Below are 25082 nucleotides of genomic sequence, written 5' to 3'. Positions count from 1 at the left end.
ATCCATGAGCACAGGAACACCGGCCGGGGGAATCGTGGTGGGGATCGACGGGTCCGACAGCGCGATGTACGCGGCCAGGTGGGCCGCCGCGATCGCACGCAAGCTCGGTGAACCGCTCCGGCTCGTCCACGCCCATCCCGGGGGCCCCGGCGACGACGACGAACCCACGCGCGCCGTGCTCGACGACGCCGAGGCCGCGGTCCTCGACACGGAGACGGCACGCCAGGCGACAGGCGAGCGCATCCCCGTGGGTGAGTTGGCGATCGAGAAGATTCCGGTGGCGGGCCGGCCCGCCAACGCGTTGTCCGACCTGTCGGCGTCGGCGCGGATGATCGTGCTCGGGCACACCACCACCAGCGAACTACAGTCCATGTTCCGCAGGTCCGACGTCGTGTACGTCGCCAACCACGCGGTCTGCCCGGTGGTGTCGTGGCGGAGTGAGAACGGTTTCCAGCCCCCGGACGGACGCCCGATCGTGGTCGGGGTCGACGGCACCGAACTCAGCTCCTCCGCGATCGCGGAGAGCTACATCCTCGCGGCGGCGCTGGAGGCACCGCTCGTCGCCGTGCACACCTGGGTGGAACAGTCCACGATCACGTACGGCGAAGATTCTCGCTTCACGGACTGGACGGATTTCGCGACGTTCGAGAGGGCCGGAATGGTGGAGTCCATGTCCGGCTGGGCTTCCCGATTTCCCGATGTGCAGGTCGAGCACCGGGTCGAGCGCGGCAAGCCCGACATCGTCCTGCTCCAGCACTCGGCCGATGCACAGCTGCTCGTCGTCGGCAGCCACGGCCGCAGCGCGAAGTCGTCCGCGATACTCGGCTCGACCAGCCAGGGACTCATCCACCACAGCTACTGCCCGGTGGCGATCTGCCGCACTAGGTGACAGGGACCGCGTCCAGTTGCGGCGCCCTCGTGGCGCGGGCGTAGACGGTCTCGCCCGCAGCCAACCCGAGGGCGTGCGCGTCTCCGCGGGTGACCTGGGCCGAGAACGGCTCGCCCGTCGCCTCGTTGCGCAACTCCACTCGCACCTCGAAACCGAGGTGCACGACGCGTTCGACGGTGGCGCGGGTGATGCCCAGTGTCTCGGCCGTTCCCTCGTGCTGCGCCAGCGCGAGTTCCGGCTGCCGTCCGAGCCGGATGTCGTGAGGTCGTACGAGTTGGCCGTTGAGCTTGGATACGGTGCCGAGGAACGACATCACGAAGGTGTTGGACGGCCGGTCGTACAACTCTTCCGGGGTTCCGACCTGCTCGATGCGGCCCTGATTCATCACCGCGATGCGGTCGGCGACGTCGAGCGCTTCTTCCTGGTCGTGAGTCACCAGCACCGTGGTGACGTGAACTTCGTCGTGCAGACGGCGCAACCAGGTCCGCAGGTCGGTGCGGACCTTGGCGTCGAGTGCGCCGAACGGCTCGTCGAGAAGCAGCACACGGGGATCGACCGCGAGTGCTCGCGCCAGGGCCATGCGCTGGCGCTGACCACCCGAGAGTTGCGCGGGGTAGCGGGACTGGAAACCGCCCAGGCCGACGATCTCGAGGAGTTCGTTGACCTTCTTCTCGATCTCCGGCTTGGGCCGCTTGCGGATCTTCAGCCCGAACGCGACGTTCTCCCGCACCGTCATGTGCTTGAACGCGGCGTAGTGCTGGAAGACGAATCCGATATCGCGCTTCTGCGGCGTCACGGTGGTCACGTCCTCACCCGCGATGTGGACGGTGCCGCCGTCCAGCGACTCGAGACCCGCGATGGACCGCAGCAACGTCGACTTCCCGGACCCGGACGGCCCGAGCAGCGCGGTGAGCGACCCCGACGGGATGTCGAGGCTGACATCGTCGAGTGCCGCGAAGCTGCCGTAATTCTTGCGTGCCCCGGTGACGGTGATCATTCTTCGGTGCTCCTCTTGCGGTCGAGCAGGGTCATCAGCAGCAGGACGATCACCGCGATGGCCATGAGCAGGGTCGCGGCGCTGTAGGCGCCGAAGGTGTTGTGGTCGTCGATGTAGCGGGCATGCACGAGCAGAGTCAAGGTCTGGGAAACACCGGGGAAGCCCGACGAGACCATGATGACGGCACCGAACTCACCGAGCGCGCGGGCAACGGTCAGCACCACTCCGTAGGTCAGTCCCCAGCGGATGGCCGGCAGCGTGATCCGCCAGAACGTCTGCCAGGTATCGGCCCCGAGGGTCGCGGCTGCCTGTTCCTGTTCCTCACCGATCTCGTACAGGACCGGTTCGACCTCGCGGACCACGAACGGCAGGGTCACGAAGATCGTGGCGATCACCATGCCGGGGAGCCCGAAGATCACCTTGAATCCGAGGGATTCGACGGCACCGAACCAGCCGTTGGCACCCCACAGCATGATCAGCGCGACACCGACCACGATCGGCGACACGGCGAACGGCAGGTCGACGACGGCTTGCAAGAGGCGGCGGCCGGGAAACCGGCCACGGACGAGTGCGAGCGCCACGACGATGCCGAACACCACGTTGACGGGTACGACGATCGCGACGATCAGCAGCGAAAGATTCAGGGCGGAGATCGCCGCCGGGGTGCTGATCGACTCGGCGAAGGCGCCGATTCCGTTCTCGAACGTGCGGTACAGGATCACGCCGATGGGCACGAGCAACAGGACGAACAGATACCCGAGCGCGATCGTGCGCAGCGAGATCTTGACGGGAAGCGACACGTTCACCGGTCGTTCTCCTGTCTGCGGAGGCCACGGCTCGCGACCCAGCGGAGCACGAAGAGGGCGACGAAGGCGATGAGCAGCAGCACCACCGACACGGCCGCGGCATTGACGGGCCGATCGATCTCGATCTGCTGCTGGATGTACTGGGAAGCGACCTGGGTCTGATACGGAATGTTGCCGCCGATGAGCACGATCGAGCCGTATTCACCGATGGCACGCGCGAACGCCAGGCCGGTGCCGCCGAGAATTGCCGGCGCGAGCACCGGCAGGACCACGGTGCGGAAGATCGTGAAGTTGTTCGCCCCGAGCGACGCGGCAGCCTCCTCCACCTCCCGGTCCACCTCGATGAGTACCGGCTGCACGGCCCGGACGACGAACGGCAGCGTGACGAACGCCAGGGCGATCACCAGGCCGGGCTGGGTCGCGTTCAGTTGCAGCCCGATGGGACTCTGCGGCCCGTACAGCGAGAGCAGCACGATGCTCGCGACGATCGTCGGCAGGGCGAACGGCAGGTCGATCAGCGCGTTGACGACCTTCTTACCGGGAAACTCGTCGCGGACGAGGACCCAGGCGACGATCGTGCCCATCACCGCGTTGATCGCGGCGACCACGATCGAGACGCCGACGGTCACGCGCAGGGTTGCGAGGGCAGCGGGAGCGGTGACCGCGTTCCAGAACCCACCGAATCCGTCCGACAGCGAATGGGCGGCAAGCGCAGCGAGGGGCAACAGGACGATCAGGCTCAGCCACAGCGTGGCCACGCCGATCCCGAGAGGTCCGACGGTGCCGGTGATCCGTGCTCTGCGTGTGCGACGACGAGCCGCCGGCGCGGGAGGCGTTGCTCCCGCACCGGCAGTCTGCTCGGAAATGCTCAAGACGACGCTCTACTTCGTGGCGTTGTCGTAGACGATCGCGATCGAGCCGGAACCGTCCGCGAACAGTTCTTCGTTGACCGTGTCCCAGCCGCCGAGATCGGCGACGGTCCACAGCTTCTCCGGCTCCGGGAAGTCCGCGGCGAACTCTGCCGCCACGGCAGGATCGACGGGCCGGAACCCGGCCTCGGCCCACAGACGCTGGCCTTCGGGGGTGTAGAGGAAGTCGTTGAACGCCTGTGCCTTCTCGGCGTTCGGCGAGTTCTTCAGGACCGCGGCAGGATTCTCGATCTTGAATGTGACAGGCGGAGTGACGTGTTCGACGGGGTCACCGTTGCGCTCGATGAACAAGGCTTCGTTCTCGTAGCTCAGGAGAACGTCGCCGGTCCCCTGCAGGAACGTCTCGGTTGCCTCGCGCCCCGACTTCGGCTGGACCTTGACGTGATCGTTGACCAGGGCGGTGACGTAGTCGATCCCGGCCTGCGGGTCTTCACCACCGTTGCTGAGGGCCGCGTACGGTGCCAGCAGATTCCATTTCGCGGAGCCCGAACTGAACGGATTGGGGGTGACCACCTCGACGTCGGGACGCAGGAGATCGTTCCAGTCCCGGATGTTCTTGGGGTTTCCCTCACGCACCACGATGGTGACGACCGAGCCGAACGGCACACCCCCGTAAGCGTTTTCGTTCCACGCTTCGTCGACGAGCCCGGCCTCGACGAGGCGGGTGACATCGGGCTCGACGGAGAAATTCACGAAGTCGGCCGCGGCCCCGTCACGCACCTTCCGCGACTGGTCCCCCGACGCTCCGTAGGACTGCTGGAAAGCGACGTCCGTGCCCGCTTCGGTTTCCTCGAAGGCAGGGATGAGCAGGTCGTATCCGACCTTCGGCACGGCGTAGGCGTAGAGGTTGATCGTGCCGGCGGAGCCGTCGCCGCCACCCTCGGCGCCTGCGGTGTCGCTCGACCCGCCGCTGCACGCGGTCAGTGCCGTCACGGTGGCCGCCGCCACTGCGGCAACGAGAACTCTGGTGCGCTTCTTCATGACACAAGCCTCCTGAGGGGCTGTTCGGTGAGGTGATCGAACGGACGACGGCAACGCCACCCGGCACACCACGAACCGGGGTGAGTCAGGGCGACGGAATCATCCGTGAGGGGAGCGCGGCGGACAGAGCGAGAACACTCCCCGCCGAAAAGAGGGACCGGGTCGAGAAACAGGGTCAGCGACAACAGTCGATATCGGCAACCGAGGGCATACCTACAGCGATCAACGCCAGTTCATGGCGGATTCGAGGTAGCGCGGTCGCGGTCACTCGGCAGACTCTAGCAGAGGCTGTGGGGCTCCCGAAACCGACGTTTCGGGCGACGAAGCAGGTGTCAGCGGGTCAGTAACCAGGCGATGACGACGAGCAGCAGCAGGGCGATCAGCGCCAGGGTCACACGCGAGCGCGGCATGTCAGCAATCCTCCGGGTCCGGGGCGGGCGATACGGGTTCGCGGCGTCCGACCATCGCGAACGCTCCGGCGATCACGCGGTCCAGCAGCCAGGCGACGCCTCCGCACAGCGGCACCAGCACAACGAGTACGAGTGCCGACTGCGGCACAAAGGACAGTCCCGCGAGCCACAGCTCGAAACCGTCCCACCACGATGCCAGTCGATCCACTCTCCTCACCTTAGTGGCTGCCGGAACTCGTCCGTACGCAGCCCGGCAATGCCGCCCCGGACAGCTCCCTTCGCGGGATCATGGGGGGATGGCTTCGTCACACCGCCTCCGGGTCGCCGCACTGCACGACAGCCCGCATCCGCCGATCGACGATTATGCGTTCCTGTCCGACTGTGAGACGACGTGCCTGATGGCGCGCGACGGATCGGTGGAATGGATGTGCCTGCCGCGCCCGGACTCCCCCAGCGTGTTCGGCGCGGTCCTCGACCGCAGTGCCGGCCGGTTCCGTCTCGCACCGCACAACCGCAGCGTTCCGGCGGCGCGCCGTTATCTGCCCGGCGGGCTCGTCCTCGAGACGACGTGGCAGACCGACACGGGCTGGATGGTGGTGCGCGACGCGCTGGTGATGGGGCCCTGGTACGACGTCGACGAACGCTCCCGTACCCATCGGCGCACCCCGTCGGACTGGCAGGCCGAGCACGTTCTGCTCCGTACCGTTCGCTGCGTCAACGGCACGGTCGAACTGGACATGTCGTGCGAGCCCGCCTTCGACTACCACCGGTGCGGCGCCGAGTGGCGGTACACCGGAAAGGTATACGAGGAAGCGACGGCGATGCGGGCCGGCGCACCCGACGAACAACCCCAGTTGCGGTTGACCACCAACCTCCGGATCGGCATCGAGGGTGGTGAAGCGCGCGCCCGTACCCGGCTCGACAAGGGTGACTCGGTGTTCGTCGCACTGTCGTGGTCGGAACTGACGCCGCCGCGGACGTTCGCCGACGCGGTCGCGAAGATGACCAGCACGCAGGATTTCTGGCGGGAATGGATCACCACCGGGCGCTTCCCGGATCATCCCTGGCGTACCTATCTGCAGAGCAGCGCCGTGATCCTCAAGGGTCTGACCTACGCCCCCACCGGCGCACTGCTTGCGGCACCGACCACTTCCCTTCCGGAAACACCTGGCGGAGAACGGAACTGGGACTACCGCTACGCCTGGGTTCGCGACTCGACGTTCGCACTGTGGGGCCTGCACACACTCGGGCTGGACCGCGAAGCCGACGACTTCTTCTCGTTCATCCTCGACGTCTCGCAGAACGCCGACGGGAGCGACCGCACATTGCAGGTGATGTACGGGGTGGGCGGCGAGAGCTCACTTCCCGAGTCGACACTCGACCATCTCAGCGGATACGACGGCGCCAAGCCGGTCAGGATCGGAAACGACGCGTATCAGCAACGCCAGCACGATATCTGGGGAACTCTTCTCGACTCGGTGTACCTGCACGTGCGTTCTCGGCGGCAGATCCCCGAATCGCTGTGGCCGATCTTGCGTCAGCAGGTCGAGGAAGCTGCCGCTCATTGGCGCGAACCGGACCGGGGCATATGGGAAGTGCGCGGCGACCCGCAGCATTTCACGTCGTCGAAGGTGATGTGCTGGGTAGCTCTCGATCGCGGCGCGAAGCTTGCCGACCTGCACGGCCGGGACAGCCACGCGCGGCGGTGGGCGGCGACCGCCGACGAGATCAAGGCGGACATTCTCGAGCACGGCGTCGACGAAAGAGGCGTGTTCACACAGCGATACGGAGACCCGTCACTCGACGCCTCTACCCTGCTGATCCCGTTGTTGCGCTTCCTTCCCGCCGACGACCCCCGGGTGCGCGCGACGGTACTGGCCGTGGCCGACGAGCTGACCGAAGACGGACTGGTGCTGCGCTATCGCGTCGAGACCACCGACGACGGACTCTCGGGCAAAGAGGGAACCTTCACGATCTGCTCGTTCTGGCTGGTGTCGGCACTCGTGGAGATCGGGGAGGTCGAACGTGCCGCAGCGCTCTGCCATCGCCTGCTCGAGTTCGCCAGTCCCTTGAAGTTGTACGCGGAGGAGATCGATCCCGAATCCGGTCGACATCTCGGCAACTTCCCGCAGGCGTTCACGCACCTGGCGCAGATCAACGCGGTGGTGCACGTCATCCGCGCCGAGAGCAGAGTCCACACGGGGGAATTCCGCCCGGGACACCCGATCACCTGACCGGTGTCGTTCCCGCCGCCCCGCGTCAGCGGAAACGGGCCAGAAGCGCTTCCGCTGACGCCGCGATCTCGCGGATGACCTGTCCCGCGGGTCGCTCCTCCCGCACCGAGCCGACAGCCTCCCCCGCGTAGACCACACCGATATCGGGATCGTCGCCGGTGTACGCCTCGGCGAGGACGTCCTCGTCGGCGACTGTGCCGTGGAAGCGGTCGGTGAACGCATTCGTCAGCGCGCGCCCACCCCACCGTGACGGCCACGGTTGATGCCGGGCCTTGTCGAAGATGTCGGTGTAGACGGTATCCGCGCTCCCGGCGTCGACGACCTTCGTGCGCGCGTACTCGGGGCCGACCGTTTCCGGGCTCGCCAGCAGCGCGGTCCCGACGAACGCGCCCTGCGCCCCGGCTGCCAGAACCGCGGCGAGTCCCCGTCCGGTGGCGATTCCGCCCGCGGCGAGCACCGGCAGCGACGTGGACTCGAGAACCTCCTGGAGCAGCGGCAGAGTGCCGACCCTGCCCGTGTGCCCGCCGGCCTCGTGTCCCTGGGCGACGACGGCGTCCACGCCCGCCGCCTCGACGACCCGGAGATCGTCGAGCGTGTTGATCTGCGAGAGGACCAGCGCGCCGGCCTCGCGGACCCGGTCGACGTACGGGGCCGGATCGCCGAACGACAACGCGACCACCTGTGGACGGTGCGCGAGAACAGCAGCGAGCAGTGAATCGTCGTCGGCCAGCGACCACGTCATCAACCCGAACCCGACCGGCCCGTCCCCGATGTCGCGGGCGACGCGCACTTCGGCGTCGAGCCACTCGGGGGTGTTGTACCGGGCCGCTCCGATGAGTCCGAGGCCGCCGGCTTTGGTCACCTCTCCCGCCAGCACACCCCCGGCGCGCCCGCCCATCGGCGCCCCCACGAGCGGGACGGAGATTCCGAGTGTCCGGGTCAGCCAGGTGTCGAGCACTGGTTCTCCTTCGGGGGGCCGCGCGAGAACTACTCCGGGAACTACTTCTTGGGCTTGTCGGACGCGGCGTCGGACGAGAGCGCCGCGACGAATGCCTCCTGAGGCACCTCGACACGACCGATCGTCTTCATGCGCTTCTTGCCTTCCTTCTGCTTCTCGAGCAGCTTGCGCTTACGGCTGATGTCGCCGCCGTAGCACTTCGCGAGCACATCCTTACGGATGGCCCGGATATTCTCGCGCGCAATGATTTTCGATCCGATCGCCGCCTGGATCGGCACCTCGAACTGCTGACGCGGAATCAGCTCACGCAGCTTGGTGGTCATCTTGTTGCCGTACGCGGCCGCGGCGTCCTTGTGCACGATCGCACTGAAGGCATCGACGGCTTCGCCCTGCAACAAGATGTCCACTTTCACCAACGCCGATTCCTGCTCGCCGGACTCCTCGTAATCGAGGCTGGCGTAGCCGCGGGTGCGCGACTTCAGGGAATCGAAGAAGTCGAAGATGATCTCCGCCATCGGCAGCGTGTACCGCAACTCGACGCGGGTCTCGGAGAGGTAGTCCATGCCACCGAGCTCGCCGCGGCGGGACTGGCACAACTCCATGATCGAGCCGATGAATTCGCTGGGCGAGATGATCGTGCACTTGACGATCGGCTCGTAGATCGCCCTGGCCTTGCCCTCGGGCCAGTACGACGGGTTGGTGACGATGGTTTCCTGACCGCCCTCGAGCACCACGCGGTAGACGACGTTCGGCGCGGTGGAGATGAGATCGAGGCCGAACTCGCGCTCGAGACGTTCTCTCGTGATCTCCATGTGCAGCAGACCGAGGAAGCCACACCGGAAACCGAACCCGAGCGCGACCGACGTCTCGGGCTCGTAGGTCAGCGCTGCGTCGTTGAGTTGCAACTTGTCGAGCGCGTCGCGCAGGTCCGGGTAGTCCGAGCCGTCGACGGGGTAGAGACCCGAGTACACCATGGGCCGCGGCTCGCGGTATCCCGTGAGCGGTTCGGTGGCGCCGTTGCGCGCGAGCGTCACCGTGTCGCCGACCTTCGACTGACGCACGTCCTTCACGCCGGTGATGAGGTACCCGACCTCGCCGACGCCGAGGCCCTGGGTGGGCTTGGGCTCGGGCGAGACGATGCCGACCTCGAGCAGTTCGTGCGTGCTGCCGGTGGACATCATCTTGACCTTCTCGCGCGGCACGATCCTGCCGTCCACCACGCGCACGTACGTGACGACACCGCGGTAGGTGTCGTACACGGAGTCGAAGATCATGGCGCGCGCCGGCGCGTCGGCATCACCGACGGGAGGCGGCACCTTCCGGATCACCTCGTCGATCAGAGCCGGGACGCCTTCGCCCGTCTTGCCCGACACGCGGAGAACGTCCGACGGCTCGCATCCGATGATGTTCGCGATCTCGGCGGCGTAGCGATCGGGATCCGCGGCGGGCAGATCGATCTTGTTGAGGACCGGAATGATCGTCAGGTCCTTGTCGAGCGCGAGGTACAGGTTCGCGAGCGTCTGCGCTTCGATGCCCTGCGCCGCGTCGACCAGCAGCACCGCACCCTCACAGGCCTCGAGTGCTCGCGACACCTCGTAGGTGAAGTCGACGTGGCCGGGCGTGTCGATCAGGTGCATCACGTACTCTTCGCCGTCGTACTTCCACGGAAGCCGGACGTTCTGCGCCTTGATCGTGATGCCACGTTCGCGCTCGATGTCCATGCGGTCGAGGTACTGCGCGCGCATCTGCCTTTCCTCGACGACGCCGGTGAGCTGCAGCATCCGGTCCGCGAGCGTCGACTTGCCGTGGTCGATGTGCGCGATGATGCAGAAGTTCCGAATCTTCCCGGGGTCCGTGAAGGTGGTGTCGGCGAAGGTGCTGATGTCGTGCTCCTGACTCGGGATGGCAACGGTCGTGCAGACCGCGGTCACACCAGCAGAATATCCAAGCCTGCGCGTGCTCGGGACCCCGGCCGGGGCTCGGCTCACCGAGCCCGGTGCTCACCGGCTCGCTAAGCTCGGTCCTCGTGGCTGGCACATGGAAGAAACTAGGCATGCAACTGGGCCGCCTCGCGGCCCAGCAGGGCCCGAAACTGTACAAGCAACTGCAGCAATCCGGAGCGCTGGACAAGGCTCGGACCGCTATCGGTAACGCGGCCGCCGGAACGGCCGCGGGCGGCACGGCCGCGGCTACCCGCGGTCCGGTACCGGGACGGCCGGTGGCGTCGCACAGCGCTCCCACGGCGCAGCGCGCCCGGCGAGTCGCGTACTCCCCGGATCTGGACGGCCGTGCCGATCCCGGTGAGATCGTCTGGACCTGGGTTGCCTACGAGGAGGACGCGAGCCAGGGCAAGGACCGGCCGGTCCTCGTCGTGGGCCGCGACGGCCACACGCTGCTGGGCCTGATGCTGTCGTCGAACAGCGACCGCGACGGACATCCGGACTGGGTCGGGATCGGTAAGGGACGCTGGGACCCGGAGGGCCGGCCGAGCTGGATCCGGCTCGATCGCGTGATCGACGTGCCCGAGGACGGCATCCGCCGGGAGGGCGCGATCCTCGAGCGGTCGCGGTTCGAGCAGGTCGCGAGCCGGCTCCGGTCCGACTACAGCTGGCAGTAACCGCCCACAACCGGCGATACCGGCACGAGACGACGCCCGGCGGCCCCGAACCCCGCCGGGCGTCGTCTCGTCAGGCGTCGTCTCGTCAGGCGTCGTCTTGTCAGGAGGGACGCAGTCCCTGCCGTCGGCCGAACAGGAACGCGTAGACGAGTGCGCCGAGCGCACCGCCGATCAGCGGGAAGACGATGAACAACCAGAGTTGCCCCAGCGCGCCGTTCTGATAGAACGCGACGGCAAGGCTGCGGGCGGGATTCACCGACGTGTTGTCGATCGGGATCGAGATCAGGTGGATCACCGCGAGCGTGAAGCCGATGGCAATTCCGGCGATCGGCACGTCGGCGATTCGGTCGGTGCTCGAGAGCACCACGAACACGAGTAACGCGGTCAGGAGTATCTCGACGGCCATCGCGGCCCCGATCCCGTACCCGTTTTCGAGGACACCGCCGAGCGGCCCCCGGATCGCGGACGGACTGTGGGCGCCCCAGCCGTTCGCACCGAGACCGTCCGCCGCACGGTTGTACGACGGGAGCGACGAGGCGATCGCGTAGATCGTCACACCCGCCACCAGACCACCGATGATCTGGGCAATCCAGTAGCCCACCGCGCGTACGGCAGTGACCTGGCCGACGATGAGATGGCCGAGTGTCACCGCCGGGTTCACGTGACAGCCCGAAATCGGGCCGATGGTGTAGACGAGGAACAGCAGCGTCAGGCCGAAGGCCAGCGCGACGCCGAGTTGCCCCACGTAATCGCCCGCGAAGACAGCGGTTCCGACCGCCGAGAACACCAGCACGAAGGTGCCGATGGCCTCGGCCGCGCACCGTCGGAGATCGGAATAGTCCGTGGGGTCCGCGACTTCCTGCGCCGTTTCGTGTTCGGCTCTGCCAACCGGGCGATCCGGTTCACGGACCCCGTAGTCCGGTTCTCCGGCGGTTCTCTGCGCGGGATCGGGTATCGGTTCACGGGCAGGGTCGCGTTCGGGTTCCATGAGTTCCCCTCGGAGGTCGTGGTCCCGCACATCCGCCGGACCTACCTACACCGGACACCATCGAATCGTCTTGCCGCAGCGTCGTTCGCTCGTGAGCACACTACGCAAGTCGCGTCACCTCCACAACGACTTCCTGCGCCGCGGCGCTTCCGCCCATGTAAATACCTTTGAGTGGCGGGACATCTCCGTAGTCTCGGCCGATTCCCACCGACACATGTTGCTCGCCCACGAATCTCGCGTTGGTCGGGTCGTATCCCCACCACCCGCCGGTCCAGGCCTGAATCCACGCGTGGGATTGACCTTCGACGGTCTTGCCGATCTCCGCGTCCGCAACCGGATGCAGATACCCGGAGACGTACTGTGCGGGAATCCCCATGGCCCGCAACAGCAAAAGGGTCAAATGGGCATAATCCTGACAAACACCCTGCCGCTCCTCGTAGGCCTGAATTGCGGAGGTGTGCACGCCGGTCGTTCCCGGGACGTAATCCATCTGTTCGTGCACCCATTGCGCCGCCGCGACCACCGCGTCGACAGGATCGAGCCCCTTTGCGAGGTCACGCGCCGTTTTGGCGAGCGACTTGTCCGCGGGAACGTAGCGGCTCGGCAACAGCAATTCGTCGTATCGGTCCCTGGTGTCGGGTTCGCGGATCACGTCCCACCCCGCGGGTTCCTCCAGCGGATCGAGCGAATCCGTTTCCACAACAGACAAACCGGTCACTTCGAGCGAGGTGTGCGGCGCATGGAGATCGAACGCCGTCACGCCGCTTCCCCAGTAGTCCGTGTACCGATAGGACCGCGTCGCGGGAGTCGTCTCGACGCGGCTGAGAATCACCGTCTGACGGTTGTCGGACCGCGGCGTCAGACGCGCCTCGTTGTACGACGCCGTGACCGGCCCCGCGTACTCGTAGCCGGTCTTGTGGACCACGCGCATACGCCAGCTCACAGTTCTCCCTCCAGAAGCATGTCGTCTTCACCGTCGTTGCGAGCGGAACTCCACGCCACCCAGGGCGCCGCATGGAAGTACTGGAGTGCGATCGCCTCACCGACCTGCCGGCACATCTCCTGCAGCGCGACAAGCCGTTCGGCGAGTTCCTCGAGAAGTACCCCGGGGCGGATGAACTCGAGTTCGCTGCGGGCACGTCCGAGCAACCGCTGCGCTTCGTTGCGCGCACCGAACCGGTAGTCGGTCTGGTCGTCGAGTTCGGTGAGGCACTGCTCCGCCTGCCGGATGGCGGAGAACACCGAGCGGGGGAAAAGCCTGTCGAGCATCATGAATTCGACGATGCGGCCGGCGTCGAGCGCACCACGATAGGTGCGCAGGTACGTGTCGTATCCACCGGCCGAACGCAACACCGTCGCCCACGTCGGCGACGTGGGGCGGTCGCCGGCGCGGGACAGCAGCAGCCGGACGATCATGTCGACCCGTTCGATGGAACGGCCGAGCAACAGGAACCGGTACCCGTCGTCCCGGCACAGCGTGCTGTCGGCCAGGCCCGCGAACATCGCGCCGCGGTCTTCGACGTATCGGAAGAACTCGTGGGGCCCCAGTCGTTTCGCCGCCCGTTCCCGCTCGGCGAGGGCGTTGTAGGTGGTGTTGAGGCACTCCCACATCTCGGTGGAGGTGACTTCACGTGCACCGCGCGCGTTCTCACGCGCGTGCGAGATGGTGTCGAGGATCGATCCCGCGCCGTCCCGCCCGAACGCGACGATGTCGATGACGGTCTGCACGTCGAGTTCACCTTCGGGCGCGCTGAACCCGAGCACCCGCAACAGCTGGCGGCACGTGCGGTCGGGGTCCACCGTCGAATCTTCGAGCAGTTGGTGGACCGCGACATCCATGATGCGTGCCGTGTCGTCGGCTCGCTCGACGTAACGTCCGATCCAGAACAGCGACTCCGCATTTCGTGCGAGCATCAGCAGTCCCCCTCATTGTGTTGCTGTTGCTGTTGCTGTTGCTGTTGCTGCTCGGTGGTCAGTTCCGGCCCCCGGTCGGGTTGTTTGACCTCGGCTCGCTCCTCGACGAACCCCTCCCCGCCCAGTTCGCTCTCGGTATCCGAACTCCGGCTGGCGAGAACCCAGGTGTCCTTGCTTCCGCCGCCTTGGCTGGAGTTGACCACCAGCGACCCCTCGGGCAGCGCGACACGCGTCAATCCGCCCGGAAGAATCCAGATGTCCTCACCATCGTTGACCGCGAACGGACGCAGGTCGGCGTGGCGGGGAGCCAATGTGTCGCCCGCCCTGGTCGGGACGGTGGACAACTGCACGACCGGCTGAGCGATCCAGGCGCGGGGGTTCGCCCGGATCTTGCGGGCCATGGTCTTCAGTTCGGTGGCCGAGGCGTCGGGCCCGAACACGATGCCGTATCCGCCCGAGCCTTCCACCGGCTTGATGACGAGTTCGTCGATACGGTCGAGAACCTCTTCCCGTTCTTCGTCGAGCCAGCAGCGCAGCGTGTCGACGTTGGGCAGGAGGGGCTTTTCACCGAGGTAGTAGTCGATGATGTCCGGTACGTACGTGTAGACGAGTTTGTCGTCTCCGACGCCGTTGCCGACCGCGCTCGAGATGACCACGTTGCCTGCTCGTGCCGCATTGAGCAGACCGGCGACCCCGAGCACCGAATCGGGGCGGAACTGGAGCGGATCGAGGAAATCGTCGTCGATGCGGCGGTAGATGACATCGACCTGCTGCTCACCTTCCGTGGTGCGCATGTAGACGATGTTGTCCCGGCAGAACAGGTCACGCCCCTCGACGAGTTCGACGCCCATCTGCCGTGCCAGGAGCGAGTGCTCGAAGTACGCCGCGTTCGCCAGACCCGGAGTGAGAACGACCACCGTGGGGTCGGCAGCGTTCGGCGCGGCCGCGGCTCGGAGCGCTCGCAGCAGGTGCAGCGCGTAGTCACCGACGGGACGCACCTTGTGCTGGACGAACAGGTCGGGAGCGACGCGAGCCATGACGCGCCGGTTCTCCATGACGTAGGACACCCCGGACGGTGAGCGGAGGTTGTCCTCGAGTACCCGGAAGGTCCCTTTCTCGTCGCGGATCAGGTCGACTCCTGCGACGTGGATGCGCACTCCGTTCGGCGGGACGATGCCCGCGGCCTGCCGGTGGAAGTGGTCACACGAGGTGACGAGCCGCTTCGGAATGACGCGGTCCCGCAGGATGCTCTGCTCGCCGTAGATGTCGGCGAGGAACAACTCGAGCGCCCGCACCCGCTGCCGGATGCCTTTCTCGAGCCGGTTCCACTCGGCGGCGGCGATCAGGCGCGGCACCATGTCCAGCGGAAAGGGCCGCTCCTGGCCCGACAGCGAGAAGGTCACACCCTGGTCGGTGAACGCCCGGCCGACCGCGTCGGTGCGCGCGGCGAGATCCTCGGGTCCCTTCGACTCGAGGATCTGATGCAGGCGGCGATACGGCGCCCGGACCTTGCCGTCCGCGTCGAACATCTCGTCGTACGCCAGGCGATCGGGATTTCTCGCGTAACCGTCGAAAACGTCGGGGTTTTTCCTGCGGTGCCTGGCCGGGGACGCGCCCGGCGCAGTAGGGGTACGGCGACTCATGCCGGAATCGTTCTATATGGGAGGGGGTTGTGCACAATCCGACATCGAACTGTCTCGCCGGGGAAACACAGCGGACATCACGCTCGCGCCGGTTTGGGCTTTGCCTGCCTTCTTGGTATCGTTGCCTGTCGGTGCCTAGTGCATCCAGAGCTTTCCAACCAGCTACCAGCAACACGACAGGATTCTACGCGTGGCCAACATCAAGTCCCAGGTGAAGCGAATTCGCACCAACGAGCGCAACCGGCTCCGGAACCAGTCGGTGAAGTCGGCGCTCCGTACCGCGATCCGCTCCTTCCGCGAGGCCGCGGCCGCTGGCGACAAGGACAAGGCCACCGAGCTTCTCGTCGCCACCAGCCGCAAGCTCGACAAGGCAGCCAGCGCGGGTGTCATCCACCCCAACCAGGCCGCAAACAAGAAGTCTGCACTGGCCAAGCTCGCCAACTCGCTCTGAACGTAGTTCCGAGGTAGTAGACGCGAGCTCTGCTTCCGAAGGCCGCTCCCCACACCGGGGAGCGGCCTTCGTTGTCTTCCGAGGATCCCGCACCGGTGGCGGCCCGGCCGGAACCGGGCTCGCCCGGTATCAGCCGGCGAGCTGGGCCACGGTACGTACGGCGTACTCGAGTGCGTAGTCGGGGTCGGCGGCCGCACCCTTGACGTCGGCGTTGAGCGCGGCCACCACGCCGAGCGCCGTGCCGATCGAGGCGGGCGCCCAGGCTCGGGCCTGTGCCTGCGCCTTCTTGACCTTCCACGGGGGCATTCCGAGACCGGACGCGAGGGCGAACGGGTCGCCGCGACCGGCCGAACCGACCCGCGCGATGGTATGCACCGCGTCGGCGAGCGCGTCGGCGAGCAGGACATGCGCAACCCCACGGTGCATCGCCCACCGCAGCGCCTCGAGAGCACCGGCCGTATCGCCCGTGACAGCCTTCTCGGCGACATCGAAACCCGTGATCTCCGCCTTGCCGGAGTAGTAGCGCCGCACCGCCGCGGCGTCGATCTTGCCGCCCGTGTCCGCCACCAGCTGACTGCACGCTGCGGCCAATTCCCGCAGATCGGATCCGACGGATTCGATGACCAACTGCTCGACGGCTGATGCGACCCGTACGTCGACCGCCTGGAACTCCTTGTGGACGAAGGCGCGTACCCACGCCGCGCGGTCTCCGGCCTTCGCGGGCGCCGCACAGTCGTGCTCCACCGCACCGCACGACCGCAGACCACCGACCATCGCCTTGGCGCGTCCCCCGCCGTTGTGAACGACGGCGAGTGTGACGCCGTCGGGCACGGCGCCCGCGGCGTCGAGGATCAGCGCTGCCGCATCCTTGCCGGCCTCGCCCGCGGACTCGAGGATCACGACCCGGTCCTCGGCGAACAGCGACGGGCTCAGCAACTCGGCAAGTTCGGGAGGTGACGCGTCGCCGGCACGCAACCGCGTCACCGGAAGATCGGTGCCGGCCCCGCTCCGGGCACGCACGGCGGCGACGATCTTCGCAATTGCACGATCGATCAGGAGTTCCTCGTCGCCGAGGAGCAGATGCAAAGGAGAATCGCTCACGGCTCGATGGTGTCACGGCGGTCCGACACCACGGCCAAGGCCCCCGACCCCGCGCGCACCACCGCGACATCGCCGTGCCGGTCGGTGCTGAGCACCCGGGTACCGAGCCTGCGCAGCACGTCGACCGTCTGTGGATGCGGATGGCCGAACGTGTTGTCGCGGCCGGCGCTGATCACCGCGACACGGGGACGCACCGCCGTGAAGAACCGGGCCGGAGTGGTACGCGAGCCGTGGTGCGGCACCTTGAGCACGTCGGCCCGCACGTCGACACCGGCGCGCACCAGCGCGTCGAGGGCCGCCTCCTCCGCGTCGCCCGGCAGCAGAATCCGCCCGACCGGGGTGTCGGCGACCAGCACGAGCGAGAGGTCGTTCTCCGATGCGTAACCCGGTCCCGCGGGAGCGACGACCCGGATTGTCGTGGCACCCGAGACGAGGACCTCGCCGGGATCGGCCTCTCGCATCGGGACTGCGTGCTGCGCGAGGAGATGACCCAGCTCGGCACCCCCGTCACGGGCTGCGGCGCCCGGACCCACCACCACCGCGCCCACGTCGCGTCCCCGGAGGACACCGGTCACACCCCCGGTGTGGTCCGCGTGCAGGTGCGACACGACGAGCATCGACACCGTGCGGATCCGGAGTTTGCGCAGACAGCGGTCCACGGGTCCGGGCTCGGTCCCCGCGTCGACGACCACCGCCCCTCCCCCGTCCGTCGCGACGATCAGCGCATCGCCCTGGCCCACATCGCAGGCAACGAACACCCACCCCGCGCCCGGCCACGCGGGTTCGAGCAACCGGACCGGTATCCACACCGCCGCCACGGACAGCAGCGCCACACCGGTGGCGAGCCGGACCCGCCGGTTCCGCGCCGCCGTCCAGGCCAGAACTGCGACAGCACCGGCGGTCACGGCTCCTACCATCCCGTCCGGAACGGCTACCTCGGCGGACGGCACCGCGGAGGATCGATCTGCGACACCGAGCATCCACCACAGCAACGGCGCAGCGCCGCGCGCGAGCAACTCCCCGGCCGCAGGATGAACCGTCGCGGCCACGGCGACTCCCGATCCGAGCACCGTCAGTGGCGCCACGACCGGAGTGACCAGGATGTTCGCCGCGACGGCGACGAGACTGACGGTGCCGGTCGCGGCGGCGACGATCGGAGCGGTGACCGCGAACGCGGTCGTCGACACCGCCGTGACCTCGGCCATCGGCCGCGGCCACCCGTGTGCACACAGCCGCTCGACCGCGACGGGCGCGAGCACGACGAGGCCCCCGGTCGCCGAGACCGAGAGCGCGAAACCGATATCGACGGCGAGATCGGGCAGCACCAGAAGCAACACCCCGACCGCCGCACACAAGGCGGGAAGTGCTCGGCGTTCGCGGCCCGAGACGAGCGCGAGCAATGCGATCGCGCCCATCGCTGCCGCCCGCACCACGCTGGGCGACGGCCGGACCACGATCACGAACGCGACGAGAGCCACCGCCGCCAAGGCCGTCCCGGTGCGTGGACCGAGTCCCGCCGCACGCACGAGAAGCAGAACCGCACCGAGCACGATGCTCACATTGGCCCCGGACACAGCAGTCAGGTGGGTCAGTCCGGCAACGCGGAAGTCGGCACGCACCTCGTCCGGCAGCGCCGACGTATCGCCGACGACGAGGCCCGGCAGCAATCCGGCCTGTTCGGGCGACAGCGCGCGTCGGCACGCTTCGGCAAGTCGGTCCCGCACCCCACCGGCCCACGTGTGCCAGGCCGGCGGGGGCGCGACGGCGCGCGGGTGCCCGTCGGCGCGGAGGACGGCAACGCTCGTCCCCGCCCCCTCGAATTCCGACACCCGGACACGCGCGGTAACGCGTTGTCCGGGAAGCAGATCCGACCACCCGTCCGCGGGCGCGAACACCACGACGGCGCCGCCCGTCGCCTGCGTGCCACCTGCGATCGTGGTGTGCCGCAGAACCGCCGGCAGACGAACCTGCGGCTCGCCGCCGAAGGTGGCGCGCCGCACGATCTTCGGATCGTCGGTCGGTTCGAAGGTCGCGCTCACCCATCGCCCGTCCGCCGCCGCCTGCGCCACCGGGTGTGTTTCGGCGAACCACATCCGCACCCCTGCAGCCGCACCGAAACCCACGACGACGGCGCAGACCGCGAGCACGACCGGCACCACCGCGTGCGTACGCCACCTGCCCGGGCCCCGGAGACGAACACCCACAACAAGAACGACAACGGAAATCGCACCCGTCACCAGCACAACGCTCGCCGACGAACCGAGATGCAATCCGGTCGCGGTCGCCACCCACGCGGCCGCGGCGCACGGCACGAGCCGTGCGTCCAGACGCGGAGTGTCGGTCATACGGTGACCAGTTCGCGCAACCGCGCGAGCCGGGCGGGGCCGATCCCGTCGACCTCTCCGAGTTGCTCGACGTCGGCGAACGGTCCGTTCGCCTGCCTGAACGCGACAATCGACGCGGCCGTCACCGGACCCACGCCGGGAAGCGAATCCAGGGTCGCCTCGTCCGCTGCGTTGAGGTCGATCTTCCCCTGCCCCGGCACCCGTCCGGCGTCGCCGTCCGGGCCGTCCCCACTCTGGGGGGCTGCGCCCGACACGCCGCTACCGTGCGGGATCGGCTGCGGCGGAGACAATCCCACGACGATCTGGTCTCCGTCCGCAACACGGCGCGCGAGGTTGAGCCCTACGAGGTCGGCTCCCGGTGCGACACCGCCTGCGGCGTCGAGCGCGTCGGCGACCCGCGCGCCGGGCGCGGTCGTCACGAGCCCGGGCCGGTGGACAAGACCGACCACACTCACGACAAGCTCGGCCGGTACGTTCTCGGGCTCCGGCACGGGCGGCGGGACAGGCGCGGTCGCAACCACACTGTCCACCGAAGGTAACGGCGGCACCGGCTCCGGGACGGGCCGGTCGCGCCACACGACCCCGAGGGCGATGACCACCGCGAGCACAGCGACGCCGGCGAGAGCAACGCTTCCGCGGTGCCCGGTTGCCCACCTCGCGGCACCGATCCGCTCGGTCAGCCGCGACGGATACGGCTCCGGTTCTTCGTATTCTCCCGCCGTGCCGGCGACCTCGTCCGCCTCGTGCATCTCGGCGCCGACGCGACCCGCCGTTCGCGCGATCGCGCCCAGCCTGTTTCTCGCCAGGTCGCCGCCGTCAGTGCTCGCCATGGCGCGACGGTAACGCCGCGGCGGACCCGGAGAATCCTGCCGGCGGCAGGATGATCAGGGCTGGGGATGAACCGGGCGTCTGGGGACGAAACCCTGTGTGCTCGGCTCAGCGGGGTCAGGCGTGCGCGACGACGACGCCCACCGCACCCGGTCCGACGTGCGCACCGAGAACCGCGTCGAGTTCGGTGACCGTGACCTCCGCCTCCGGGAGCCGCTCGGACAGTTGCTCGACGAGCTGACCGGCTCGCTCGGGTGCGTCACGGTGGTGCACCGCGACGAGTGCGCCCGGCCCGGCCTCCGCGACGACACCGTCCACGAGCTTGGCCATCGCTTTGGTCATGGTGCGGGTCTTCTCCCGCAGAACCAGTTTTCCTTCGATGAGGTGTAGCACCGGTTTCATCGCGAGGGCGGTGCCCAGCAGCGCGGTGGCGGTGCCGATACGGCCGCCGCGGCGCAGATGATCGAGACGGTCGACGACGAGAAGGGTCCTGGCGGATGCGGCGACCTTCTCGGCCCGGTAGTACACCTGGTCGAGGTGCTCGCCTGCCTGCGCAGCCTTCGCCGCGTCGAGCGCCGCGAACCCCAAACCCATTGCCGTGTTGCGGGAATCGACGAGCCGAATCCGTTCGCCCAGCTCGTCGGCGGCGGAGCGCGCGGCGTCCCAGGTTCCGGACAGCAATCGTGAGAGATGGACTGCCACCACACCGTCGCCGTCGCTGTCGGCGAGTGCCGACGCGTACGCCTCGGTCAGTTCCGCTGGCGAGGGGCCCGAGGTGGTCACCGTCGCGAGGTCGTCGGGGAGTGCGTCGACGCCCTCGCGAAGATCCTGTCCGTCCGCGATGACGTGCAACGGCACCACGCGGATGTCGTACCGATCCACCAGTTCCGGATCGAGACAACACGACGAATCGGTCACCACCACGACAGCCACGACGACTACCGTAAGCCGTCCGCGGCGGGTTGCGCATCCCGGTGCGCCATCCGGACAGCGTCCACGACAGCGGCGGCGACGCGGCGATGCGCTTCCCAGCCCCAGTGGATACCGTCCGGATTCGCGTCGCCGGAATGGATGTCGTCGTGGACCGCCTCACCGAGGTCGACGAGCGGAACGGCATTCCGCGATGCCCAACCGGTGATCGCGTGCACCGCGGGACGCCGGCCGCGGTGGACCGAGCGGTACTGCTCGCTGCGGTGCACCGACGGAAGTGTGCCGATGACCGGCAGGTCCGGGCGCACGTACGCCAGCGACTCCCGGATCATCTCGAGGTATTCGACGCTGATGCGCGGCGGCAGGGCGACAGGCCATCCCAGCGGGGAGAGCCGGGGCTGAAGCCACCCGTACGCGGTGCGGGCGACGCGGCGCAGCGCCGGCGGACGCACGTACCGCAGTCCTTCCCGCAGGGCGGTGGGCAGCGGCGACGGGAGTGTGTCCATTCCCCCCACGCCGAGCACCACGGCGCCCGCACGCGGAATGGTCGCCCAGACGCGGGGGTCCTGCGTCAGCGCCCACCACGCGTCGCGGGAGGTCCATCCGATACGCGCCACGAGTTCCACGTCCCAGCCCAGTTCGGCGGCGACGAGATTCGGCCAGATGCGCGGATCGTCGGCCGGTAGTCCGCCCTTGGGGCCGTAATAGCTCAGGGAGTCGGCGAGCACCAGCAGCGTCGGCCGCCGAGTCGCGGCACCTGCGTCGGTGTCCTCGCCGGACACCGGCTCAGAGGACGTCATCGGGTGCCACCACAGCCGACGCGTTCCACACGTCGAGTCGCCAGGACGGCGTGTCACCGTAACCGCTCAACTGCACCCAGCCGGTGTTGCCGAGCCCTCCGAGCACCGGCCAGCGGTCCACGGGCAGGTCCAGCAGCGCTGCGGTGAGCGCCGCGATCAGCCCTCCGTGCGCCACCAGGACGATCGGCTCGTGACCCCACTGCTCGTGCTTGTCGAGCAGTTCCTCCACCAGGGGGACGCTGCGACGGGCGACATCCACGCGGCTTTCGCCCTCCGGCGGCGCCCAGGTCGCGTCGGCCCGCCAGGCACTGCGTGCGCCCGGACCGATCGCGTCGACGTCACTGTGGGTGAGGCCTTGCCACTGCCCGAGGTGGGTCTCACGCAGCCGCGCGTCGATCTCGACGGGAAGGCCCGCGCGGTCGGCGACGGCGACTGCGGTGTCGTACGCACGCCGCAGGTCCGACGAGACGACCGCGAACGGGTTCAGCGCAGCCATCGCGTCGGCGACGGCAGCGGCCTGTTTCCGGCCGAGGTCGGACAGTTCCGTGTCGAGTTGGCCTTGCATTCTCCGGGTCGCGTTGTACCCGGTCTGTCCGTGGCGCAGCAGAATCAGCCGGCGCACCCGCGGCTCGCTCACGCGTTGCCCGTGGGATCGACGTCGTCGGTCGCGGTACCGGTCTCACCGGGTGCCGTCTCGTCCGAGCCGGCCTCGACTGCCGAACGCGGGGCTCCGACGCCCTCGACGGGCACCGTCGGGCAGTCCTTCCACAGGCGCTCGAGCGCGTAGAAGTTGCGTTCCTCCTCGTGCTGGACATGCACCACCACGTCGACGTAGTCGAGAAGCGTCCAGCGGCCTTCGCGGGTTCCCTCGCGGCGGACCGGCTTGTGACCGGCTTCGCGGAGCTTGTCCTCGATGTTGTCCACGATCGCGTTGACCTGGCGTTCGTTCGGCGCGGACGCGATGACGAAGCAGTCGGTGATCACCAACTGCTCCGACACGTCGAGCACCACGACATCGGTTGCCAGTTTCTCGTCGGCCGCCAGGGCCGCGACACGGGCCATCTCGATTGCTTCTGTCGATGCGCTCACTGCGTGCTCTTTCTCTCGGTACTGCTGTCGATGTAATGGTCGTCGGTGCCGGTGCTCGCGTCGGCGGTCGTGCTCTCGCTGTAGAGGCGGCGTTTGCTGATGTACTGCACCACTCCGTCCGGCACGAGGTACCAGACCGGCCGGTTCGCCCGGACCCGCTCCCGGCATTCGGTCGACGAGATCGCCAGGGCAGGGATCTCGATGAGGCTCACGGCCTCGTCCGGTAGGTCGACGAGGTGCGGCGCCAGATGTTCGGTGTGCAGGTCGTACCCGGGTCGCGAGACCCCGACGAAGCGGGCGAGACCGAACAGAGTCTGCCAATTCTGCCACGACAGGATCGACCCGAGCGCGTCCGCACCGGTGATGAAGTACAGCTCCGCACCCGGATACCTGTCGCGGAGGTCGCGCAGCGTGTCGACGGTGTACGTGGGCGTCCCCCGGTCGATGTCCACCCGGCTCACGGTGAATCGCGGGTTCGATGCCGTCGCGACCACCGTCATCAGGTACCGGTCCTCCGCGGGGCTGACGTCCCGCTTCGATTTCTGCCACGGCTGCCCGGTGGGGACGAAGATCACCTCGTCGAGACCGAAGCGTGCCGCGACCTCGCTGGCGGCAACGAGGTGGCCGTGGTGGATCGGGTCGAAGGTGCCGCCCATCACGCCCAGACGTCGCTGAGGCACTACGGGCCGCTCCGATGGCTGATGCACGATGGTTCAGCTTACGGGGTCACACCGGGAGCAGGCCCGCCACCACCGCGGCCAGCTGTTGCGCCGACCGGCACTCGTGCATCGTGATGACCTCCGCGTACGCGCGGGCCGCCGAATCTCCGGAGCCCCATTGGCCGCGCGGCTCGGGATTGAGCCAGTGAGCGTGCCGCGCGACACCGACGAGATGTTCGAGCACATCGAGGTTGGGATTCCGGTAGTTCGTCCGTGCGTCGCCGAGGATGAGCAGCGAACTGCGCCCGGTGAGGCTGTGGGCATGCCGCTCGGCGAAGGTCGCCAGCGCGTTGCCGTAGTCGGAGTGTCCGTCGTAAGTGATCAGGTCTGCCTCGCGCAGCATCCTCGACATCGCGTCACCGAGGTCGGCGCCCGACGAAAAGTAATGGGTCACTTCGTCGGTCGTGTCGATGAACGCGAACACCCGCACCCGGGAGAACTGTTCGCGCAGCGCGTGCACGAGGAGCAGCGTGAAGTGCGAGAAACCGGACACCGAACCGGAGACGTCGCACAGCACGACCAGTTCCGGCCGGGCCGGTCGTGGCTTGCGGTTGATCAGGTCGATCGGCACGCCGCCGGTGGACATGGACTTTCGCAGTGTGCGGCGCAGGTCGATCGCGCCGGCACGAGACCGGCGACGACGGGCCGCGAGGCGGCTGGCGAGCAGACGCGCGAGGGGCATCACGCTGCGGCGGAGCGCGACCATGTCGGCATCGGAGGCACGGAGGAAGTCGACTTCCTCTGCCAACTTGGGCACACCGTACTTCTCGACGCGTTCGCGGCCGAGGTGTTCCGCGGTGCGCCGCCGCGTCTCCCGTTCGACCATTGCCCGGAAGTCCGCGATTCTCCGCGCCGCGGTCCGCCGGGCGACCTCGGTTTCGTAGTCGCCGTCCGCGCGTGCATCCGGTGCGCTGTTTCCGAGCAGGCCTTCGAGGATCCTGGTGAGCAGCGTCTCCGGAGCCACCTCGCGCAGAGCCTGATACGCCGAGAAGGAGGGTCCGTTGGACGACTTGTACTGCCCGAGTTCCTCCACCATCTGCGCGGTGAGCGCCTCGACGGCGGCCTGCGCTTCGGCGGAGTCGTCGGCGAGCAGTTCGGCGAGCAGTTCGCGGAGCGCGTCGAGGTCGATATCGCCGTCGGGAGTACGCGGAAGGTCGGCGTCGGGTGCGTCGGCGGTGCGGTGCCCGATGGCCGGTGGGAACCATAGGTCGAAGAGCGCGTCGAAGGTCGGCCGGTGAGTGGTGCGGCGCAGCACCGTGCAGGCGAGTCCTTCGCGCAGGGCTTCGCGGTCGAGCAGGTCGATCACGGTCATGACCCGGCCCGCGTCGACCGTTTCCGACGGGCCGACGGCGATGCCTCGGCGGCGCAGCGACTCGACGAATCCCACGAGGTGCCCGGGCAGACCGTGTGGTGCGATCGGCGTCCCCGCACCGGTCTGAAACGCGCCGGCCAT

General features: G+C 68.0%; 25 protein-coding genes. 4 read left to right on the top strand and 21 right to left on the bottom strand.

From position 1 onward, the window contains the following. Positions 1 to 4 precede the first annotated feature (4 nt). A complete protein-coding gene (locus tag ACLQ3J_RS19515; RefSeq protein ID WP_169651762.1) occupies positions 5 to 889 on the top strand; it encodes a universal stress protein in 885 nt (294 codons plus the stop codon). Here ACLQ3J_RS19515 and ACLQ3J_RS19510 read toward each other — a convergent pair. From ACLQ3J_RS19510 to ACLQ3J_RS19485, 6 genes are all read right to left on the bottom strand, one after another. Further along, complete coding sequence (locus tag ACLQ3J_RS19510) at positions 882 to 1886, bottom strand: sulfate/molybdate ABC transporter ATP-binding protein (RefSeq protein WP_169620330.1); 1005 nt, start codon at positions 1884 to 1886, stop codon at positions 882 to 884. The two genes, ACLQ3J_RS19515 and ACLQ3J_RS19510, sit on opposite strands and share 8 nt — an antisense overlap. Next, positions 1883 to 2692 (bottom strand): sulfate ABC transporter permease subunit CysW, encoded by an 810-nt coding sequence (gene cysW, locus ACLQ3J_RS19505; RefSeq protein WP_169620331.1) that lies wholly within the window; start codon positions 2690 to 2692, stop codon positions 1883 to 1885. Before cysW ends, ACLQ3J_RS19510 begins: the two co-directional genes overlap by 4 nt. Then, positions 2689 to 3483, bottom strand: a complete 795-nt coding sequence (cysT, locus tag ACLQ3J_RS19500; RefSeq protein WP_296549262.1) for a sulfate ABC transporter permease subunit CysT — start codon at positions 3481 to 3483, stop codon at positions 2689 to 2691. The genes cysW and cysT overlap by 4 nt, the downstream gene beginning before the upstream one ends. A 90-nt stretch (positions 3484 to 3573) precedes the next feature. Then, positions 3574 to 4602 (bottom strand): sulfate ABC transporter substrate-binding protein, encoded by a 1029-nt coding sequence (locus ACLQ3J_RS19495; protein ID WP_169620333.1) that lies wholly within the window; start codon positions 4600 to 4602, stop codon positions 3574 to 3576. 175 nt (positions 4603 to 4777) lie between these two features. Further along, positions 4778 to 4870 carry an Ms4533A family Cys-rich leader peptide gene (locus ACLQ3J_RS19490; protein ID WP_367113025.1) on the bottom strand — a complete coding sequence of 31 codons (93 nt, stop codon included), beginning with the start codon at positions 4868 to 4870 and terminating at the stop codon, positions 4778 to 4780. Positions 4871 to 5013: 143 nt separating this feature from the next. Beyond that, positions 5014 to 5220 (bottom strand): hypothetical protein, encoded by a 207-nt coding sequence (locus tag ACLQ3J_RS19485; RefSeq protein WP_169620334.1) that lies wholly within the window; start codon positions 5218 to 5220, stop codon positions 5014 to 5016. 88 nt (positions 5221 to 5308) lie between these two features. Between ACLQ3J_RS19485 and ACLQ3J_RS19480 the strand changes: the two genes are divergently transcribed. After that, on the top strand, positions 5309 to 7246 hold the full coding sequence (locus tag ACLQ3J_RS19480) for a glycoside hydrolase family 15 protein (protein WP_169620335.1): 1938 nt from the start codon (positions 5309 to 5311) through the stop codon (positions 7244 to 7246). A gap of 25 nt (positions 7247 to 7271) precedes the next feature. Here ACLQ3J_RS19480 and ACLQ3J_RS19475 read toward each other — a convergent pair whose 3' ends face one another. After that, complete coding sequence (locus ACLQ3J_RS19475) at positions 7272 to 8204, bottom strand: NAD(P)H-dependent flavin oxidoreductase (protein ID WP_378529055.1); 933 nt, start codon at positions 8202 to 8204, stop codon at positions 7272 to 7274. Between the two features lie 41 nt (positions 8205 to 8245). Further along, positions 8246 to 10135 (bottom strand): translation elongation factor 4, encoded by a 1890-nt coding sequence (lepA, locus tag ACLQ3J_RS19470; protein WP_296549240.1) that lies wholly within the window; start codon positions 10133 to 10135, stop codon positions 8246 to 8248. Between the two features lie 95 nt (positions 10136 to 10230). On the opposite strand from lepA, the gene ACLQ3J_RS19465 reads away from it, so the two are divergent. Next, a complete protein-coding gene (locus ACLQ3J_RS19465; protein ID WP_169620337.1) occupies positions 10231 to 10821 on the top strand; it encodes a type II toxin-antitoxin system PemK/MazF family toxin in 591 nt (196 codons plus the stop codon). Between the two features lie 100 nt (positions 10822 to 10921). Here the strand turns inward: ACLQ3J_RS19465 and ACLQ3J_RS19460 are convergent, their stop codons facing one another. From ACLQ3J_RS19460 to ACLQ3J_RS19445, 4 genes are all read right to left on the bottom strand, one after another. Beyond that, positions 10922 to 11809, bottom strand: coding sequence for an aquaporin (locus ACLQ3J_RS19460; RefSeq protein ID WP_425904189.1), 888 nt, complete (start codon positions 11807 to 11809; stop codon positions 10922 to 10924). A gap of 100 nt (positions 11810 to 11909) precedes the next feature. Beyond that, on the bottom strand, positions 11910 to 12740 hold the full coding sequence (locus ACLQ3J_RS19455) for a transglutaminase family protein (protein ID WP_169620400.1): 831 nt from the start codon (positions 12738 to 12740) through the stop codon (positions 11910 to 11912). Positions 12741 to 12748: 8 nt separating this feature from the next. After that, positions 12749 to 13723, bottom strand: coding sequence for an alpha-E domain-containing protein (locus ACLQ3J_RS19450; protein ID WP_378610101.1), 975 nt, complete (start codon positions 13721 to 13723; stop codon positions 12749 to 12751). Then, the gene (locus ACLQ3J_RS19445) at positions 13723 to 15366 is read right to left on the bottom strand and encodes a circularly permuted type 2 ATP-grasp protein (protein ID WP_425904187.1); all 1644 of its coding nucleotides are present in this window, start codon (positions 15364 to 15366) and stop codon (positions 13723 to 13725) included. Before ACLQ3J_RS19445 ends, ACLQ3J_RS19450 begins: the two co-directional genes overlap by 1 nt. Before the next feature lie 190 nt (positions 15367 to 15556). On the opposite strand from ACLQ3J_RS19445, the gene rpsT reads away from it, so the two are divergent. Beyond that, a complete protein-coding gene (rpsT, locus tag ACLQ3J_RS19440) occupies positions 15557 to 15817 on the top strand; it encodes a 30S ribosomal protein S20 (RefSeq protein ID WP_072699291.1) in 261 nt (86 codons plus the stop codon). A 129-nt stretch (positions 15818 to 15946) separates the two neighbouring features. Here the strand turns inward: rpsT and holA are convergent, their stop codons facing one another. The 9 genes from holA to ACLQ3J_RS19395 form a co-directional block, all read right to left on the bottom strand. After that, entirely contained in the window at positions 15947 to 16918 is a 972-nt protein-coding gene (gene holA, locus ACLQ3J_RS19435) for a DNA polymerase III subunit delta (RefSeq protein ID WP_425904186.1), read from the bottom strand. Continuing rightward, entirely contained in the window at positions 16915 to 19263 is a 2349-nt protein-coding gene (locus tag ACLQ3J_RS19430) for a ComEC/Rec2 family competence protein (RefSeq protein ID WP_425904184.1), read from the bottom strand. The genes holA and ACLQ3J_RS19430 overlap by 4 nt, the downstream gene beginning before the upstream one ends. Further along, entirely contained in the window at positions 19260 to 20093 is an 834-nt protein-coding gene (locus tag ACLQ3J_RS19425; protein ID WP_425904182.1) for a helix-hairpin-helix domain-containing protein, read from the bottom strand. Before ACLQ3J_RS19425 ends, ACLQ3J_RS19430 begins: the two co-directional genes overlap by 4 nt. Before the next feature lie 115 nt (positions 20094 to 20208). Next, entirely contained in the window at positions 20209 to 21024 is an 816-nt protein-coding gene (locus tag ACLQ3J_RS19420; protein WP_425904181.1) for a DegV family protein, read from the bottom strand. A gap of 5 nt (positions 21025 to 21029) precedes the next feature. After that, a complete protein-coding gene (octT, locus tag ACLQ3J_RS19415; RefSeq protein ID WP_169620345.1) occupies positions 21030 to 21821 on the bottom strand; it encodes a diglucosylglycerate octanoyltransferase in 792 nt (263 codons plus the stop codon). After that, the gene (locus ACLQ3J_RS19410; RefSeq protein ID WP_240952107.1) at positions 21808 to 22386 is read right to left on the bottom strand and encodes a histidine phosphatase family protein; all 579 of its coding nucleotides are present in this window, start codon (positions 22384 to 22386) and stop codon (positions 21808 to 21810) included. Before ACLQ3J_RS19410 ends, octT begins: the two co-directional genes overlap by 14 nt. A gap of 68 nt (positions 22387 to 22454) precedes the next feature. Further along, on the bottom strand, positions 22455 to 22910 hold the full coding sequence (rsfS, locus tag ACLQ3J_RS19405) for a ribosome silencing factor (RefSeq protein WP_296549251.1): 456 nt from the start codon (positions 22908 to 22910) through the stop codon (positions 22455 to 22457). After that, the gene (gene nadD / locus ACLQ3J_RS19400) at positions 22907 to 23617 is read right to left on the bottom strand and encodes a nicotinate-nucleotide adenylyltransferase (protein ID WP_378528983.1); all 711 of its coding nucleotides are present in this window, start codon (positions 23615 to 23617) and stop codon (positions 22907 to 22909) included. Before nadD ends, rsfS begins: the two co-directional genes overlap by 4 nt. 19 nt (positions 23618 to 23636) lie before the next feature. Next, positions 23637 to 25082, bottom strand: a complete 1446-nt coding sequence (locus ACLQ3J_RS19395; protein ID WP_169620348.1) for a vWA domain-containing protein — start codon at positions 25080 to 25082, stop codon at positions 23637 to 23639.

Origin of the sequence: Rhodococcus sp. DT1, assembly GCF_049844875.1 — a bacterium.
GTDB lineage: Bacteria > Actinomycetota > Actinomycetes > Mycobacteriales > Mycobacteriaceae > Rhodococcus.
The sequence above is the reverse complement of the archived record's forward strand: the minus strand, read 5'-3'. Positions and strand labels throughout refer to the sequence as shown.